A 14,964-nucleotide genomic window follows, 5' to 3' on the forward strand; every position below is an offset into this window, starting at 1 on the left:
CGGGGGGGGGCGAGCAGGCTCCCCGGGATCGCTCCGGTGGAGCGATCCGCCTGCGAGCGGGCGGAGCCCTGGGCACCGGACCGGTGCCGCTTGTGCAGACGGGGGGTGCACAGGGGGTGCACAGGGGGTGCACAGCGGATTTCCGCCGATCGGCCCCTTCAGCGCAGTCGTGAAACCTGCACGGCGAGGATTCCCCCGGCCACGATCGCGACGCCGACCACGTCCACCGGACCCAGCTTCTCGCCCAGCAGGGCCCAGGCGATCACCACGCCGAAGAACGGGTTCAGGAAGTGGAAGGTCGCCGCGGGCGTCGCTCCGATCCGCGCCACAAGCAGGAACCAGACCCAGGTCGCCAACAGCCCTGGAACCAACGTAGTATAGGCGAAAGCCGCTGTCAGCCGCAGGCTCCAGGTCACGTCCCAGACCTCCGTCGCCAGCCCGACTGGCAAGAGGGCGAGTGCGCCGACCAGCATCTGCAACCCCACCACCGTCAACAGGTTGCCCCCGCCCGAGGCGCCCCGAACGGACAGGGTGGCAACCGTCAAAGCGACCACCCCGATCAGGCACAACGCGATCCCCCAGACCGGCGCCCCCCCGGACACCCGCGTCCCCATGATCAGGACCACCCCAAGCGTTCCGGCGAAAAGGCCAATGACGCCAATGGGTTTCGTGGGTTCCGAGAAGAGGATCCAGTTCGCCAATGCGACGCAGAGCGGCAGCGCCGACGCGATGATCGCCGCCAGCGATGCCTCCACCTCCTGCATCGCGACGAAGTTCAGCCCCAGATACAAGGCGTTCTGGCAAATCCCGAACGCAATCACCGCCCGCCATTGCGCCTTGTCGAGTCGCAGCCGCTCTCCGGTCGCCAAGGCCAGCATCAGCCCCAGCACGCCCGATATCGCGAAACGCAGCGACAGCGACAGGATGGGCGGGGCCTCGGCGACGATGATGCGCGCCGACGTAAAGGCCGACGACCACATCAGGGCGAAGAGAAGCCCCAGCACGAGGGCGCGGAGATCCATCGCGATGCCGTCCGGTCAAAAGAAAAGGCCGCCCCGAAGGACGGCCGGTTCTTGTCCGGATCCGGCGCCCTTACGAGTTGACGCTTTCCTTCAGGGCCTTCGCGATGGTCATCTTGACCACCTTGTCGGCCTCTTTCTTGAACTGCTCGCCCGTGGCGGGATTGCGGACCATCCGCTCGGGCCGTTCACGGCAGGCGATCTTGCCCACGCCCGGGAGGGTGACGGCGCCGCCGTTGGATACCTCCTCGGTGATGACCTCAACGATCGCGTCGAGCGCGGACGTCGCCGTCTTCTTGTCCGAATCCATCTTCTCGGCCAGTGCGGCGACAAGCTGCGTCTTGGTCATCGGTTTGGTAGCCATGCGGGTCTCTCCTCTCCCCCAGGGTGTTCTGATTGGCGGGACACTAGACACGCGTTTCCGCGTTCACAACAGTTTGAATGGGCCAGAACCCGCTCAAAGCGCCTTATTTTCACTCACAGGAAGGCGGTTTCCTCGAAGGAACGCAGCTTCCGGCTGTGGAGTCGCTCCAACGGCATGTCCCTGAGACGCTCCATCGCGCGGACCCCGATCAGGAGATGGCGGGCGACCTGTGTCTTGTAGAACTCGCTTGCCATGCCCGGCAGCTTGAGTTCGCCATGCAGCGGCTTGTCGCTCACGCACAGGAGGGTTCCGTAGGGGACGCGAAAGCGAAACCCGTTGGCGGCGATCGTCGCGGATTCCATGTCCAGGGCGATGGCGCGGCTCTGCGACAGGCGTTGAACGGGACCGGCCTGCTCCCGCAACTCCCAGTTGCGGTTGTCGATGGTCGCCACGGTTCCGGTGCGCATGATCCGCTTGAGCTCGTATCCTTCGAGGGCGGTGACCTCGGCCACCGCCTGCTCGAGGCTGACCTGCACTTCCGCCAGGGCCGGGATCGGGACCCAGACCGGCAGGTCGTCGTCCAGCACGTGATCCTCGCGCAGATAGGCATGAGCGAGGACGAAATCGCCCAGCGACTGGCTGTTCCGCAGGCCCGCGCAATGGCCGACCATCAGCCAGACATGGGGGCGAAGCACCGCGATATGGTCCGTGGCCGTCTTGGCGTTCGACGGGCCGACGCCGATATTGACCAGCGAGATCCCCTGGTTGTCCTTTCGGGTCAGGTGATAGGTCGGCATCTGGGGCATCTTGGCCGGCTCTGTGATCGGTGCATCCGGATTGGCCGACGTCACCATCTGGTTCAGCGGCCCGACCAGGGCTTCGTAGCCCGAGTCCGGATCACGCAATGCGTCCCGCGCATAGGCGATGAATTCGTCGATGTAGAATTGGTAGTTCGTGAAGAGGACGTGGTTCTGGAAATGCGCCGGATCCGTCGCCGTGTAATGCGCCAACCGGGCGAGAGAGTAGTCGACCCGCTGTGCCGTGAACGGCGCCAGCGCGCGGGAGCCGTCTTCGAACGTGAAGCCAGTGCCGTTGACGATGTCGTCGTTCGTCGTCTCGAGGTCGGGCACGTCGAAGACGTCGCGCATCAGGAACGGCAGCACTCCGTCCTGCGGCACCGTCAGGTCGCTGTCGCCAAGCATCGCGAAATGGATCGGGATCGGCGTACGTGACCACCCCACGGTCACCGGCTCGTCGTGAGACTTCAGGAGCAGGCCGATCTGCTGGGTCAGATACCCGGCGAAAAGGTCTGGCCGGGTGATCGTCGCCGCGTAGTAACCTGGTTCGGCGACGTGGCCGAAGCTCAACCGGCTGTCGGTCCGCCCGAAGGTCGCGGTGAAGAAACGGACCTCGGGGTAGAACGCCCGGTAGCGACATTCCGGGCGGCCTTCCTCGACGGCCTGCGCGAAGTTGCTGCGCAGGTAGTCGATGGCCTGCTCATAGAGACGCTGCAACTCGGCCACCGCCTCTGCGGCGTCGGTAAAGGATTTCGGATCGGTGTCGTCGGGCGAGCAGACGGGGATCAGCCTTGGGTCGGTCATGCGGTCTCGATAAGGTCGGTCAGTTCGAATTTCGTGACGTCCACCAGCCCCAGATCACTGATCCGAAGTTCTGGAATCACCACGAGTGCAAGCAGCGAGTGCTGCATGTAGGCATTGTTCAGAGTGCAGCCCGCCTCGCGCATCGCGGCCATCAGGTTCCCCGCCTTCGCGGCGACCTCGGCGGCGGGACGGTCCGACATGAGACCCGCGATCGGCAGTTCGACGAGCGCACGCTCGGATCCGTCTGCCCAGAGCGTCACGCCGCCCCCTACTTCGGCCAGCCGGTTCGCGGCGGCGGCCATCATCGCCCGATCGGTGCCGACGACGATCATGTGGTGACTGTCGTGTGCAACGGTCGACGCCATCGCCATCGGGCCGCGATAGCCAAACCCCGCGACGAACCCGTTGGTGACGCCGCCGGTCGCACGGTGCCGCTCGACCAGCGCGATCTGACACGTGTCGCCCTCCCCCTCGACCAACCCGTCCCGGACAGGGAGATCGCGGCTCAGCGCCTTGGTCGGCGCCTGGTTCTCGACCACCCCGATGACACGCGTGGTGACGGTATTGGCCCCGCTCGGCGCGGGAATTTCGAAGGCGGACGCGTCGAGCGTGTGTTTCAGGCGAACGGTCGCGCGCGCTTCCTCGGGCCAGTCCAGATGGGGACACTCGACCAGAAGCTCGCCGTCGCGCGCGACCTCTTGGCCCAGAGCCCAGACCCTCTCGATGGGTAGGTCGGTCAGCGATGAGGTCAGGATGCAATCCGCCCGCCGGCCCGGCGCGATGCTGCCCAAATCGCGACCCAGACCGAAATGCTCGGCTGTGTTGATCGTGGCCATCTGCAGGGCGATCAGCGGATCGCAGCCGCAGGCGATGGCATGGCGGACCACGCGGTCCATGTGCCCCTCGTGGACAAGGGTCGCCGCCATGCAATCGTCGGTGCAGAGGATCGCGCCGCGCGGATCGAGCCCCTTGTCGGTGATCGCGGTGATCTGGCTTTCGACGTCATACCAGGCGCTGCCTAGCCGCATCATCGCGCGCATCCCCTGCCGCATCCGCGCGATCGCATCCTCCTCGCTGGTGCCTTCGTGGTCGTCGGCGGGGCCGCCGGCGGCATAGGCGTGGAAGGCGGGCCCCAGATCGGGCGAGGCATAATGCCCGCCGATCGTCTTGCGCGCCTCCGCGGTCGCTGCCATCTCGGCCAGCATCTTGGCGTCGCCCGCGATCACGCCGGGGAAGTTCATCATCTCGCCCAAGCCGATCACGCCCGGCCAGGTCATCGCCTCGGCCACGTCGTCCGGACCGATCTCGTGGCCCGTCGTTTCCAGTCCCGGCGCGCTCGGGGCGCAGGACGGCATCTGGACGAACATGCTGCAGGGCAGGCCTCGCGCCTCGTCGTGCATCAAGCGCACCCCGCGCAATCCGAGCACGTTGGCGATCTCGTGCGGGTCGGTGAACATGGCGGTGGTGCCATGGGGGATCACGGCGGCCGCGAATTCCGCTGGCGTCAGCATGCCCGACTCGACATGCATATGCGCGTCGCACAAGCCCGGGACCAGATAGCCCTCGACCTCTTCCACACGCGTATCCGGACCGATGCAATGGGACGCATCGGGGCCGACATAGGCAAAACGTCCACGGGCGATCGCGACGTCCCACTCAACGGTTTCGCGCGTCTGTACGAGCACGACCTTCGCGCCCCTTATGACGGTGTCCGCCGGGGCGCGTCCGGCTGCGATGGCGATGAGATCAGGAGCGGCGTCGGGCCAGGAAGGAAGGGTCTCGGGCGACATGGCGCACGGTGTCACGGGGCACACGCAACCGCAAGGCACCCTGCGCGTTGCCTGTGCATGACGCCCGATCTCATCTACTACCCGGACGATCAGCCCGGCATCACCCGCCGGCGCGCGGGGCGCGGCTGGTCCTATCGGGCCCCCGATGGCACGACCATAGACGACGCGCGGGAGCGTGCGCGGATCGACGCGCTCGCCGTTCCTCCCGCCTATAGCGACGTGTGGATCAGCCCCAAGCCGCTTGGACACCTCCAGGCGACCGGCAAGGATGCGCGAACGCGGAAGCAATATCGCTACCATCCCGAGTTCCGGGCCTGGCAGGAGCGGCGCAAGTTCGACCAGCTTCCCGCCTTCGGAGAGGCGCTGCCGCGCCTGCGCCGCCGTGTCGCCGATGCGCTCAAGGGTGAAGCGGGCGAGCGCGATTTCGCAATCGCCGCCGTGTTGCGGTTGATCGACCGCTCCAGCATCCGGATCGGGTCGGAAGCCTACCGCGCCGAAAACGGGACAGAGGGCGCCACGACGCTTCGGGCCGGGAACATTCGGCTCGACGGAAATGGGGTCCGGGTCGCCTGGCGGGCGAAAGGCGGCCAGCGGGTTCGCAAGCAGGTCTCGGATCGGACCCTCGCGCGCGCGCTCGACAGATTGTCTGAATTGCCGGGCGCGCCGCTTTTCGAATGGATCGACGGGGACGAAAGATACCGCGTGCAGGCCGTGCAGGTGAACGACTGGCTGGCCGAGGCGGGCGCGCCGGACGGGTCGACCGCCAAGACGTTTCGAACCTGGAACGGCTCCGTTGCGGCCCTCGCGGCGGCGCGGAAGGCGGGCGAGGGCGTCACGATCAAGGAAATGTCCGAGGCCGCCGCGGAGCGGCTGCACAACACGCCGACCATCGCCCGGAATTCCTACATTCATCCCGCGGTCATCGACCTCGCCTCCGACTGGAGCGAGATAGAAGTCCCGGACGCGCCTACCGGCCTGAAGATGGACGAACGCGCGCTGCTGGGGCTGATCCTCTGAATGGCAGCGTTACTTGGCGCCTTCGACCGCATCGAGGATGTAGCGTGCGCAGATCAGGTCGAGATGGGCGCCGCCACCGTTCTTGAAGACCGTGATATCGTCGTCGCTTCGATCAAAGCGGTCGAGGTCGTAGAAATCGGCGATGACGTCATCGCGGTCTATGGCTCCGGTCGAAAGCGGGATCTTGAGTTCCCCGATATGATCGAATGTTGTCTCTCGGCTATCCACGAAAATGCGGCCACGGCGGAGGGCGGCATCGTCCGCCTCTCGCATGTCTGGGCGGTATGCTCCGATCAGATCGAGGTGTTGGCCCGGTTTGAGCCACTCGCCTTCGATCACCGGTTCGGTCGCCATGGTGGCGCAGGTCACGATATCGGCTGCGCCAACGGCCCCCGCCAGATCCGTGACAGCTTCACAATTCCGGCCATCCGCAAAGGCGCGGGCATTCTCTGTTGCTCGCGACCAGACGAGGAAGCGCGCCTCGGGGAAGGCGGCGCCATAGGCCGCCCGCAACGAGGCCGCGACGGTGCCGGAGCCGACGATCAGGATCGTCCGCGCATCCCGCCGTGCCAGACGCCGCGCGGCGAGAAGGCTGTCCCCTGCCGTCTTCCATTTCGTCAGCAGGTGAAAGTCCAGCATCGCGGCCAACGTGCCGTCGGTATCGGAGAACAGGCTGACCGCCCCGTTGATCGTGGGGCCCACGTTTTCGGGGAAGATCGTCGCCGTCTTCACCAGACTTCCCAATCCGTCGATCCAGGCTGCCCGGCTGAGGAGCGTGTCGGGATCGCGGTAGAGGAACGTGTCCCCGATCTCGGCGCGCGGGAGCGAGTGCCCTGCTGCGAGGGCATCGGTCAGCGCGATCCAGTCCAGATGGCGTTCGGCGGAGGCGTCGATGAAAGGCGGCATCATGTCTCCATCCCGAATATGTCAGGCAGCTTCTGCCTCGGTCAGTAGGCCTTCGCGCACCAGCCGGTCCGCCCAGCCGTCCGCACCCTCGAAGAGATGCGTGCGCCATCCTCGCCCTTCCGCGACGGTGATGTTATCCGGCCTGTCATCCGCGAAGAGATGCGCGGGGCCGGGCCGTCCCGTCGCGGCTTCGACGGCCGCGTAGATCTCGGGCGCCGGCTTGATGACGCCCAGCCGTCCGGAGACATGGGCCGCGTCGAATTCATCGAGGAATTCGTAGTGCCGCTTGGCGAGTTCGAAACTCTCGTCGCTGAAATTGGTCAAGGCATGGACGGGAATGCCCTTGGCGCGCAGCGCGCGCATCAGGCGCACGGATCTGTCGATCGCAGGGCTGGCGAGGGCGAGCCAGTCATCGTGCCAGAGCCGGATCTCGTCGCGCCATTCGGGATGCGCGTCGGCGGTCTCGTAGATCACGTCGCGGAACCCTTCGCCGCGATCGAGCCGAAGATTCATTTCAGGCAGGTCCACCGCCGCGAACAACGCGCGGCGGCGGACCGGTCCGATCCGGGCGTCGTAGTAGCGCTCGGGTTGCCACTCGATGAGGACATTGCCTACGTCCAGCACGACGACCGTCTCGTCCGTCATGTCGTTTGTCTGCCGCGATGCGGGACTTGGCAGAGACTTCCGGGTCTTTCCTTCATGTACCCCCCGTGAGGATGCCGACCACGGCAGAGACCGTGAGAATCGAAATGGCAGTCGAGACCAAGATAGCCGCGGAAACGCGTTGTGGAGCTACCCCATAGTGTTGTGCGAGCATGTAGACGTTACCGGCAACCGGCATCGCTGCCGCCGAGATCATCACGGTCGCGGCGTAGGGATCGGAAACCGGAAAGAAGTAAAATGCCGACACCGCTACCGCGAGCGGGTGAAGCACGAGTTTCGCAAAGCTCAGCCAGCCGGCGACCGAAAGGCGTTCCGCCGATTTTCCGGCTAGGCTGGCGCCAATGGCGAACAAGGCGCCCGGCGTGGCGGCGGCCCCCAATATGTCGACGAACTCGGCGACGGGGACCCAGAGGTCGCGGCCGGTCGCCGACCACGCGATCCCGAGGGCGATCGATACGATCATGGGGTTCTTCAGAAGGCCCAGCCCCACCGTCCGTAGGGTCGCCCATCCGGCCTCGCCCCGCGATCCGGTGATCAGGATCACGATCAGGGACGAGAACACGATCAGGTCCGTGGCCAGGATCATCAGCATCGGACCCGCCGATTGCGGTCCGAGCAGCAGGGCGAGCATCGGAATGCCCATGAAGCCGACATTGCCGATCACCGCGCACTGCGCCTCGACCGCCGACTCGGCCACGGACAGGCCGCGCAGGAACCCGACCGCTGTCGCGATCAGGTAGACGAATGTCGTTCCCCAGAGATAAGCGGCGATGAAGCGCAGATCGAGGATCTCCGCCAATGTCAGATTGGCCGCAAAGTCGAACAGCATCGCCGACAGGGCGAAGAAGAAGACGAACTTGGTCAGATAGGCCGTCGCTTCGGCTGTGAAGAAGCGGGTTCGCCCCGCCAAGTAGCCCAACCCGATCAGGGCGAAGAAGGGCAGCGTCTTCAGAAAAATCGCGAGCACGCCGAACCGCTAGCGGCGGCGTCGCCGTGTGTCTATCACCAAGCGGGCCGCGCGCGGATCAGAATGCCTTGAACGTCAGCGTCGTCAGCGTGCGCTCGATCCCGTCGATGTCGAGCAGATGCTCGTTGATCCAGTGACCGATATCCTCGTCCCGGGGGATGTAGAGCTTTACCAGCAGGTCGTATTCACCCGAGGTCGAGTAGAGTTCGGAGTGGACTTCGCGCAGGGCGATCGCATCGGCGACTGCGTAGGTGGTTCCAGGGCGGCAGCGGATCTGCACGAAGACGCATTGCATGGTTGGGGCCTGACGTTCCGACGATTTCCCCGCAGAGCTATCGACAGGTCGTTCGCCTGTCTATCGTTGGAGCCCTACCCCGCAGACACAGATGTTGTAACTCCCTTCAGCCGGCCGCCCATCCCACACCGCCGCATAGGCGGTTGTGCGCAGGTGAACTGAACGGTTCACTTTTCCCCTTGTATCCGATGTCAACCGATCTCTAGGGATGGAATTATGAACTGAACTGTTCGGTTCTGTTAGCAGTGACTTTCAGATTTGAGGAGCTCCCCATGATCCGCTTTATCACCGCACTTGGTGCTGGCCTTCTGACAGCGCAGGCAGCGATGGCCGACCGCGTGGATATCGACGATGACGGTTGGTCGATGCAGCCCGATCCCAGCTCGGTCGGCTTCACGGTCGATATCGACGACGATGGTTGGTCCAGAGAGGAACTCGGCCGCGCGGACGGCATGATGATCGACATCGACGACGATGGCTGGAGCCGCGTCGACGGCGTCCAGGTGGATCGGACGCAGAATGCCCCCGACTGCGTCGGAACGACAGTTATCGCTGACGGAACGGTTGTTCCGAACTGCTGAGATCCCATGTGACGCTTCGGAAGCGGGGGCCGTCGGCCCCCGCTTTTGCTTGTGCGCTGAACCGAACGGTTTATAACCGTTGGTGTAATTGGGAGGGGTCATGAACGAGGCGACGCCGATCGATACGGGCGTGGTGAAACGCGGCCGCAAGTTCGATCAGGTCCTCGAAGGTGCGAGAGCAGTCTTCCTGGCCGACGGGTTCGAAGGAGCGAGTGTGGATGCCATCGCGCGTGCCGCAGGTGTCTCGAAAGCGACCCTTTACAGTTATTTCCCCGACAAGCAGCACCTCTTCATGGAGGTGGCGAAATCCGAGTGCGGCGCTCAGATCGATCAGGCCGGAGAGCTCCTGTTCATGGAATGCGCGCCTCGGGTCGCGCTTGGACGGGCGGCCCGCCAGATCGTGGGCTTCGTCATCTCGGAATTCGGTCAGAGCATCTTCCGGATGTGCGTCGCCGAAAGCGAGCGCTTTCCCGAACTCGGACGAGAGTTCTTCAGGACGGGTCCGGCGCGCTTCCGCGCCCAGATGGCCGAGTACCTGACCCGCGCCGTAGAGCGTGGCGAACTCAAGATCGACGACATCGACCTTGCCGGTGACCAGTTCGTCGAACTGTGCCACGCCACGCTTTTCGTCGAGATGGTCTTCAATGTCCGGACATCCGCCACGCAAGCCGAAATCGACCGTGTGATCGACGGAGCGGTCGAGACGTTCATGGCCCGCTACGGGCCGTGAAGATCAGCCCGGCCGAATGCTCGTCGTCACGTAGTTGACCGACAAGTCCCGGTTGGAAAGCGACCACGTCCACGAAACCGGATTGAAGACGAATCCGGTACGGTCGACCGGCTCCAGGCCAGCTTTCGACAGAAGACCGTAAAGCTCGTCCGGGGTGAGGAACTTCGACCAGTCATGCGTCCCTGCGGGCAGCCAGCGCATCACCCGTTCGGCGCCCACGATGGCAACGAGATACGATTTCGGGTTCCGGTTGATCGTCGAGCAGATCATCACCCCGCCGGGGCGCAGCAGGTCGGCACAGGCTGTCAGGAAGCTTTGTGGATCGGCGACATGCTCGACGACTTCCATGTTCAGGATCGCGTCGAAGGGCGCTTCGCCAGCGGCGACCAGATCCTCTGCGCTGGCCTGCCGGAAGTCGATCCGCAGGCCGGACGTTTCGGCATGCTGTCGGGCGACCGGAATGCTGCTGCCCGAGGCATCCACGCCGACGACGCTGGCGCCGAGGCGGGCCATCGGTTCGCAGAGGAGACCGCCGCCGCAGCCGATATCCAGGATGCGCAGGCCTTCGAAGGGGCGTGCCGCGCTTAGATCCCGACCGAACTGGGAGGCGATTTGGGCGACGATATAATCCAGTCGGCAGGGGTTGAGCATGTGCAGCGGCTTGAACTTGCCGTTCGGATCCCACCACTCCGCGGCCATCGCCTCGAACTTCCCGACTTCGCTGGCGTCCACGGTGCTCATCGGGTCCTCCTACTTATTCTTCCGCGGGCCATGGTGACTGATCCGCACCGGTCTATATAGGCGCGGTATGGATCGAAGCATCGGACAATCCAGCGCCGCCGCTCTCTACCCGCCGATCGACCCGTTCGACCAGCGGATGATGGATGTCGGCGACGGGCACCAGATCTATGTCGAGCAATGCGGCAATCCCGACGGAGTCCCGGTCATCGTTCTGCATGGCGGGCCTGGCGGCGGCTGCAGCCCGATGATGCGCCGCTTCTTCGACCCTGCGAAATGGCGCGTGATCCTCTTCGACCAAAGGGGCTGCGGACGCTCTCGTCCCCACGCATCGGTCCGCGCGAATACGACCTGGCACCTGGTGCGAGACATGGAGACGATCCGCACCGTGCTCGGGATCGACCGTTGGGCGCTGTTCGGCGGCTCTTGGGGCGCGACGCTGGCCTTGATCTACGCGATCACCCACCCGGACCGCGCGCTGCATCTTTCGCTGCGCGGCGTCTTCCTGATGGAGCAGCGCGAACTCGACTGGTTCTACGGCGGCGGCGCGGGGCAGTTCTGGCCGGATCAATGGCGGAAGTTCTGCGCCATGGTTCCAAGCTCCGAACGGGGCGACATGATCGCGGCGTATAACGCCCGCCTGTTCGACTCGACCCCGCATGACCAGGTCCGCTTTGCCCGCGCCTGGGCTGCGTGGGAAAACGCCCTCGCTTCGATGGGCAGCCAAGGGCGCGGAGGCGAGGCGAATGCCGAATATGCCCGCGCCTTCGCCCGCCTCGAGAACCATTACTTCACGAACCTCGGCTTTCTCGACGGGGATTGCTGGATCCGGCGCAATGCCGAGGCGCTTGCGCCTATCCCGGGGCTGATCGTGCAGGGCCGCTACGACATGATCTGCCCGCCGCTCTCTGCCCGGTTGCTGTCCGATGCCTGGCCGTCGGCCAAACTTCATCTCGTGCCGTTCGCGGGACACGCCTTGTCAGAGCCAGGCATCGCCGAGCAGTTGGTCAAGGGCACCGATGCCGCGTTGCGAGAGATCGGCGTCGCCTGAGGCAGGTCTACTGTGAGACCTGCCGTGCCAGACCGAACGTCGTGCCAATCAGGCCGAACACGGTGCGCACTCCGCCAATCGGGCTTTCGGTGACATAGATCACGTCGCCGGAATAGATCGGGAAGTTCCGCGCCGAGAACAGGCCGTCCGCTTCGGTCAGGTCGAGGGTGAAGACCACACGTTGCTTGAGAGGCCCGCGTTGGCCCGCGCTCAAGGCCGCGCGCGGGTATTCGCGCAAAATCAGGACACCGGCGGGATCGGCACTTGCGTCGTTCACGCCGCCGATGATCGCGACTGCGTCCATCGCGCTGACGGTATCCTTGGTAAACGGATGCAGGCTCTCACGGCCTGCGGCTCCGACCGACAGGAAATATCGCTCATCGGCCTCGACGATGACCTTGTCGCCACCCTGAAGCCGGGTGTCGAGGCGCGGTTCCTCGAATAGACGGTTCACCGATGTGCCGTAGATGCTTCCGCCTCTGACCAACCGGATCTGAGGGTTCGCCAAGCCGGCCGCCACACCTCCGCCCTGCGCGATCAGGGAGAGAACGGTATAGTTGCGGTCGGGCATGGGATAACTTCCCGGAGCGCCCACGCCCCCGACGAGATCGACGGAATTCCCCCGTCCTTCGGTCAGGGCAAGCTGGACCTGCGCGGACGGGGCGACGGCGCTCATCGCGTCCTGAACGCGTTCCCGCGCCGTCTCGGGGGTATTCCCGGCGACCTGGACGTTGCCCACATAAGGGAGGAAGACCGAACCGGCCGGAGAGACGCGCATCTGCGGCAGCGAAAGCTGGCGCTGCTCGGGCGCGACCAGCAGCGAGTTCTCGCTCGCGTCCCAGACGATGATGTCGATCACGTCGCCCGCGCGGATGATCCGGCTGCTCGATCCGGCGCTCGCGGTGATCCAGCCGTAATGCTTCGCGCCGGTGACGGGCCAATGCGCAATCGTGGGCAGCAGGGCGCGCGTCACGGGATAGACGGAGAAGTCCGCGGATTCCGCATCGGCGGCGTTCACGACCTCCGATTCGATCGCCGCGCCGCGCGGAAGAGCGCAGGCGGACAAGAGGCAGGCGACGACAAGACATGCCGCCCGAAGCGAGCCATTCATGTTCGCGCACTCCCCCAAGCGGCAGAATCGCATCCCTTTTGGGGGGACATCTGCGCAATTGCAACAAGTCGTCTCGCCAAGGTTGCATCGCGTGCGGAGCGGTGCGAAGGCTCTTTGCGCGGGGGGCGTATCCTATGCGATGTGCCCTTGAACAAAAGAAAAACGCGAGCGTCCGGGCGGGTCGCATCGGGTTTGGGAATGGGGCGACGACTTGAAGTCTGATGATCTGGCGCGTTGGATCCGCAGCCTGAGCCGTGGCCGCAAGGCGGTCATCTTCTGGACGATCGACACGGTCGCCGCGCCGCTGGGCGGCCTCGCGATGCTTCCGATCCTGCCGCTCTACAAGTCCCTCGGAATCTCGCTGTTTCCATGGCTCGCCGCGCTCGCCGTGTCCGCGGGTTTCCTGAGCCTCGTGCTGCGCCTGCCGTGGCTCTCGCTGTTCGAACATCACGCAGCGTCGCAGGTGCGCCGCGCCGCGATGGTCGGCGGGGTCGCCTTGGCGTCCGGGCTCGTGGCGCCACTGGCCGGTCTCGTGGTCACGCCGCTGTTCCACATCGCCGTCGGCGCGGCGATGTTCACGCTGATTTCGCTGGTTCGCGCAGGGTTGCTGAGGACCGTGAAGACCCTGAACGCCCATTCGGGCGACCGCGCTCGCGTTCTGATCTACGGGGCGGGGACGACGGGGCGCCAACTGGCTCAGGCGCTCCAGACCGATCCGGAGATCGAGGTCGTCGCGATGATCGACGACAACACTACCCTCCAGAAGGTTACCGTCGCGGGCCTGTCCGTCTATCCGCCTGCGCGGATCGCCGACCTGGTGAACCGGTACAGCATCGACCGGGTCTGTCTTGCGATGCCTTCGGTCAGCCCGCCGAAGCAGGCGCAGATGGCGCGCCGCCTCGTTGCGCTGGGGCTTGAAGTCCAGTCGGTGCCGTCCTTCTCGCAACTCGTCGGTGAAGGCCGGCTGGAGGATCGGCTGCGTCCCCTCGACCCGATGGCGTTCCTGGCGCGGGACGAGATCGACCATTCCCCAGACGGGACGGAAGAAACCTATGAGGGCCGGGTCGTGATGGTGACCGGGGCGGGCGGCTCGATCGGGTCCGAGCTCTGCCGTCAGGTGCTGTCGTGCCGCCCCGCGAAGCTGATCCTCATGGATGTGAGCGAGTTCGCCCTGTTCACCATCGCCGGTGAACTCGGTGGTATCGCGCGCCGGGCCGGCGTCGATCTGGTCCCGGTTCTCGGCTCTGTCTGCGATGCGCGCCTCGTCTCGCGGGCGATCAAGCGGAACGGCGTGCAGATCGTGATGCATGCGGCTGCCTACAAACACGTTCACCTCGTCGAGACCAATGTCGAGGCGGGCCTCTGGAACAACGTGCAGGGAACACGGATCGCCGCGCGGGCCGCGCGGGATGCCGGGGTCGAGCGGTTCATCCTTGTCTCCTCCGACAAAGCCGTGCGGCCGCGCAGCGTAATGGGGGCGTCCAAGCGTCTCGCCGAATTGATCCTGTTGGACCTGGCGGCCCGCGCGCAGCCGGGCGGGACGATCTTCGCCATGGTGCGCTTCGGTAACGTGCTGGGCTCTTCGGGTTCGGTGGTGCCGCTGTTCCAGGACCAAATCCGACGGGGCGGACCGGTCACCGTGACACATAGCCAGGTCTGCCGTTACTTCATGACGATCCCAGAGGCCGGACGCCTGGTCTTGACTGCCGGCGCCATGGCGCTTGGTGGCGAGGTGTTCGTTCTGGATATGGGGCGGCCGGTCATGATCGCCCAGCTCGCCCGCCAATCCATCGAGGCCGCTGGATACACCGTCCGCGACCGCGCGAACCCGGAGGGGGATATCGAGATCGTCTTCACCGGTCTGCGCCGGGGCGAGAAGCTGTTCGAGGAATTGTCCTATGACGGCAACCTGATCGCGACGGCGCATCCAAAGATCAGCTGCGCGCGCGAGGACGGGATGCCTGAATTGCAGCTCGCGGCCTTGCAGCGCGACCTCTTCGCGGCGCTGGACGAAGGAGATATCGGACAGCTGCGCAGCATTCTCGCGGCAGGGCTCGAGGGGTTCCCGCAGGAAGCCGCAGAGGCGACGCGCCCGCCACTGACCGCGATCGAGGTCGAAGGGCGCGCGTGA

15 protein-coding genes are annotated in these 14,964 nt (G+C 65.3%); 5 read left to right on the forward strand and 10 right to left on the reverse strand.

Translation table 11 applies throughout. From position 1 onward, the window contains the following. Positions 1-158: 158 nt before the first annotated feature. The 4 genes from jaqu_RS07215 to jaqu_RS07230 form a co-directional block, all read right to left on the reverse strand. Positions 159-1,022, reverse strand: a complete 864-nt coding sequence (locus jaqu_RS07215) for a DMT family transporter (RefSeq protein ID WP_043918292.1) — start codon at positions 1,020-1,022, stop codon at positions 159-161. Between the two features lie 70 nt (positions 1,023-1,092). Continuing rightward, positions 1,093-1,383: an HU family DNA-binding protein gene (locus jaqu_RS07220; RefSeq protein ID WP_043918293.1), complete on the reverse strand. Its 291-nt coding sequence runs from the start codon at positions 1,381-1,383 to the stop codon at positions 1,093-1,095. Between the two features lie 113 nt (positions 1,384-1,496). Further along, entirely contained in the window at positions 1,497-2,984 is a 1,488-nt protein-coding gene (locus jaqu_RS07225) for an AMP nucleosidase (protein ID WP_043918294.1), read from the reverse strand. After that, positions 2,981-4,774, reverse strand: a complete 1,794-nt coding sequence (locus jaqu_RS07230) for an adenine deaminase (protein ID WP_043918295.1) — start codon at positions 4,772-4,774, stop codon at positions 2,981-2,983. The genes jaqu_RS07225 and jaqu_RS07230 overlap by 4 nt, the downstream gene beginning before the upstream one ends. A 57-nt stretch (positions 4,775-4,831) precedes the next feature. On the opposite strand from jaqu_RS07230, the gene jaqu_RS07235 reads away from it, so the two are divergent. Then, positions 4,832-5,791, forward strand: coding sequence for a DNA topoisomerase IB (locus tag jaqu_RS07235; RefSeq protein ID WP_043918296.1), 960 nt, complete (start codon positions 4,832-4,834; stop codon positions 5,789-5,791). Between the two features lie 9 nt (positions 5,792-5,800). On the opposite strand, the gene jaqu_RS07240 is transcribed toward jaqu_RS07235, so the two are convergent. Genes jaqu_RS07240 through jaqu_RS07255 form a run of 4 tightly spaced genes read right to left on the reverse strand, consistent with a single transcriptional unit; the run spans position 5,801 to position 8,622 of the window. Further along, the gene (locus jaqu_RS07240; RefSeq protein WP_043918297.1) at positions 5,801-6,700 is read right to left on the reverse strand and encodes an ornithine cyclodeaminase family protein; all 900 of its coding nucleotides are present in this window, start codon (positions 6,698-6,700) and stop codon (positions 5,801-5,803) included. An 18-nt stretch (positions 6,701-6,718) separates the two neighbouring features. After that, positions 6,719-7,342: an HAD family hydrolase gene (locus jaqu_RS07245; RefSeq protein WP_043918298.1), complete on the reverse strand. Its 624-nt coding sequence runs from the start codon at positions 7,340-7,342 to the stop codon at positions 6,719-6,721. A gap of 52 nt (positions 7,343-7,394) precedes the next feature. Then, positions 7,395-8,327, reverse strand: a complete 933-nt coding sequence (locus jaqu_RS07250; protein WP_043918299.1) for an AEC family transporter — start codon at positions 8,325-8,327, stop codon at positions 7,395-7,397. Positions 8,328-8,385: 58 nt separating this feature from the next. Further along, a complete protein-coding gene (locus jaqu_RS07255; RefSeq protein ID WP_043918300.1) occupies positions 8,386-8,622 on the reverse strand; it encodes an Lrp/AsnC family transcriptional regulator in 237 nt (78 codons plus the stop codon). A gap of 272 nt (positions 8,623-8,894) precedes the next feature. Between jaqu_RS07255 and jaqu_RS07260 the strand changes: the two genes are divergently transcribed. Together jaqu_RS07260 and jaqu_RS07265 are read left to right on the forward strand one after the other, a co-directional pair. Further along, on the forward strand, positions 8,895-9,203 hold the full coding sequence (locus jaqu_RS07260; protein ID WP_043918301.1) for a hypothetical protein: 309 nt from the start codon (positions 8,895-8,897) through the stop codon (positions 9,201-9,203). A gap of 100 nt (positions 9,204-9,303) precedes the next feature. Continuing rightward, entirely contained in the window at positions 9,304-9,933 is a 630-nt protein-coding gene (locus tag jaqu_RS07265; protein WP_043918302.1) for a TetR/AcrR family transcriptional regulator, read from the forward strand. A 3-nt stretch (positions 9,934-9,936) separates the two neighbouring features. Here jaqu_RS07265 and ubiG read toward each other — a convergent pair whose 3' ends face one another. Further along, positions 9,937-10,674 (reverse strand): bifunctional 2-polyprenyl-6-hydroxyphenol methylase/3-demethylubiquinol 3-O-methyltransferase UbiG, encoded by a 738-nt coding sequence (gene ubiG / locus jaqu_RS07270; protein ID WP_043918303.1) that lies wholly within the window; start codon positions 10,672-10,674, stop codon positions 9,937-9,939. A 67-nt stretch (positions 10,675-10,741) separates the two neighbouring features. On the opposite strand from ubiG, the gene pip reads away from it, so the two are divergent. Continuing rightward, entirely contained in the window at positions 10,742-11,722 is a 981-nt protein-coding gene (pip, locus tag jaqu_RS07275; RefSeq protein WP_043918304.1) for a prolyl aminopeptidase, read from the forward strand. Positions 11,723-11,729: 7 nt separating this feature from the next. Here pip and jaqu_RS07280 read toward each other — a convergent pair whose 3' ends face one another. Continuing rightward, positions 11,730-12,833 carry a polysaccharide biosynthesis/export family protein gene (locus jaqu_RS07280; protein WP_043918305.1) on the reverse strand — a complete coding sequence of 368 codons (1,104 nt, stop codon included), beginning with the start codon at positions 12,831-12,833 and terminating at the stop codon, positions 11,730-11,732. A gap of 211 nt (positions 12,834-13,044) precedes the next feature. Here jaqu_RS07280 and jaqu_RS07285 point away from each other — a divergent pair, with 211 nt between their 5' ends. Continuing rightward, entirely contained in the window at positions 13,045-14,964 is a 1,920-nt protein-coding gene (locus jaqu_RS07285; protein ID WP_236687809.1) for a polysaccharide biosynthesis protein, read from the forward strand.

It is taken from the genome of Jannaschia aquimarina (genome assembly GCF_000877395.1).
In the GTDB taxonomy this organism is placed as follows: domain Bacteria; phylum Pseudomonadota; class Alphaproteobacteria; order Rhodobacterales; family Rhodobacteraceae; genus Jannaschia; species Jannaschia aquimarina.

Excerpts from the sequence above, each read along its gene's own strand:
- jaqu_RS07215 (WP_043918292.1), bottom strand. The coding sequence starts at position 1,022 with ATGGATCTCCGCGCCCTCGTGCTGGGGCTTCTCTTCGCCCTGATGTGG.
- jaqu_RS07220 (WP_043918293.1), bottom strand. The coding sequence starts at position 1,383 with ATGGCTACCAAACCGATGACCAAGACGCAGCTTGTCGCCGCACTGGCC.
- jaqu_RS07225 (WP_043918294.1), bottom strand. The coding sequence starts at position 2,984 with ATGACCGACCCAAGGCTGATCCCCGTCTGCTCGCCCGACGACACCGAT.
- jaqu_RS07230 (WP_043918295.1), bottom strand. The coding sequence starts at position 4,774 with ATGTCGCCCGAGACCCTTCCTTCCTGGCCCGACGCCGCTCCTGATCTC.
- jaqu_RS07235 (WP_043918296.1), top strand. The coding sequence starts at position 4,832 with ATGACGCCCGATCTCATCTACTACCCGGACGATCAGCCCGGCATCACC.
- jaqu_RS07240 (WP_043918297.1), bottom strand. The coding sequence starts at position 6,700 with ATGATGCCGCCTTTCATCGACGCCTCCGCCGAACGCCATCTGGACTGG.
- jaqu_RS07245 (WP_043918298.1), bottom strand. The coding sequence starts at position 7,342 with ATGACGGACGAGACGGTCGTCGTGCTGGACGTAGGCAATGTCCTCATC.
- jaqu_RS07255 (WP_043918300.1), bottom strand. The coding sequence starts at position 8,622 with ATGCAATGCGTCTTCGTGCAGATCCGCTGCCGCCCTGGAACCACCTAC.
- jaqu_RS07260 (WP_043918301.1), top strand. The coding sequence starts at position 8,895 with ATGATCCGCTTTATCACCGCACTTGGTGCTGGCCTTCTGACAGCGCAG.
- jaqu_RS07265 (WP_043918302.1), top strand. The coding sequence starts at position 9,304 with ATGAACGAGGCGACGCCGATCGATACGGGCGTGGTGAAACGCGGCCGC.
- ubiG (WP_043918303.1), bottom strand. The coding sequence starts at position 10,674 with ATGAGCACCGTGGACGCCAGCGAAGTCGGGAAGTTCGAGGCGATGGCC.
- pip (WP_043918304.1), top strand. The coding sequence starts at position 10,742 with ATGGATCGAAGCATCGGACAATCCAGCGCCGCCGCTCTCTACCCGCCG.
- jaqu_RS07280 (WP_043918305.1), bottom strand. The coding sequence starts at position 12,833 with ATGAATGGCTCGCTTCGGGCGGCATGTCTTGTCGTCGCCTGCCTCTTG.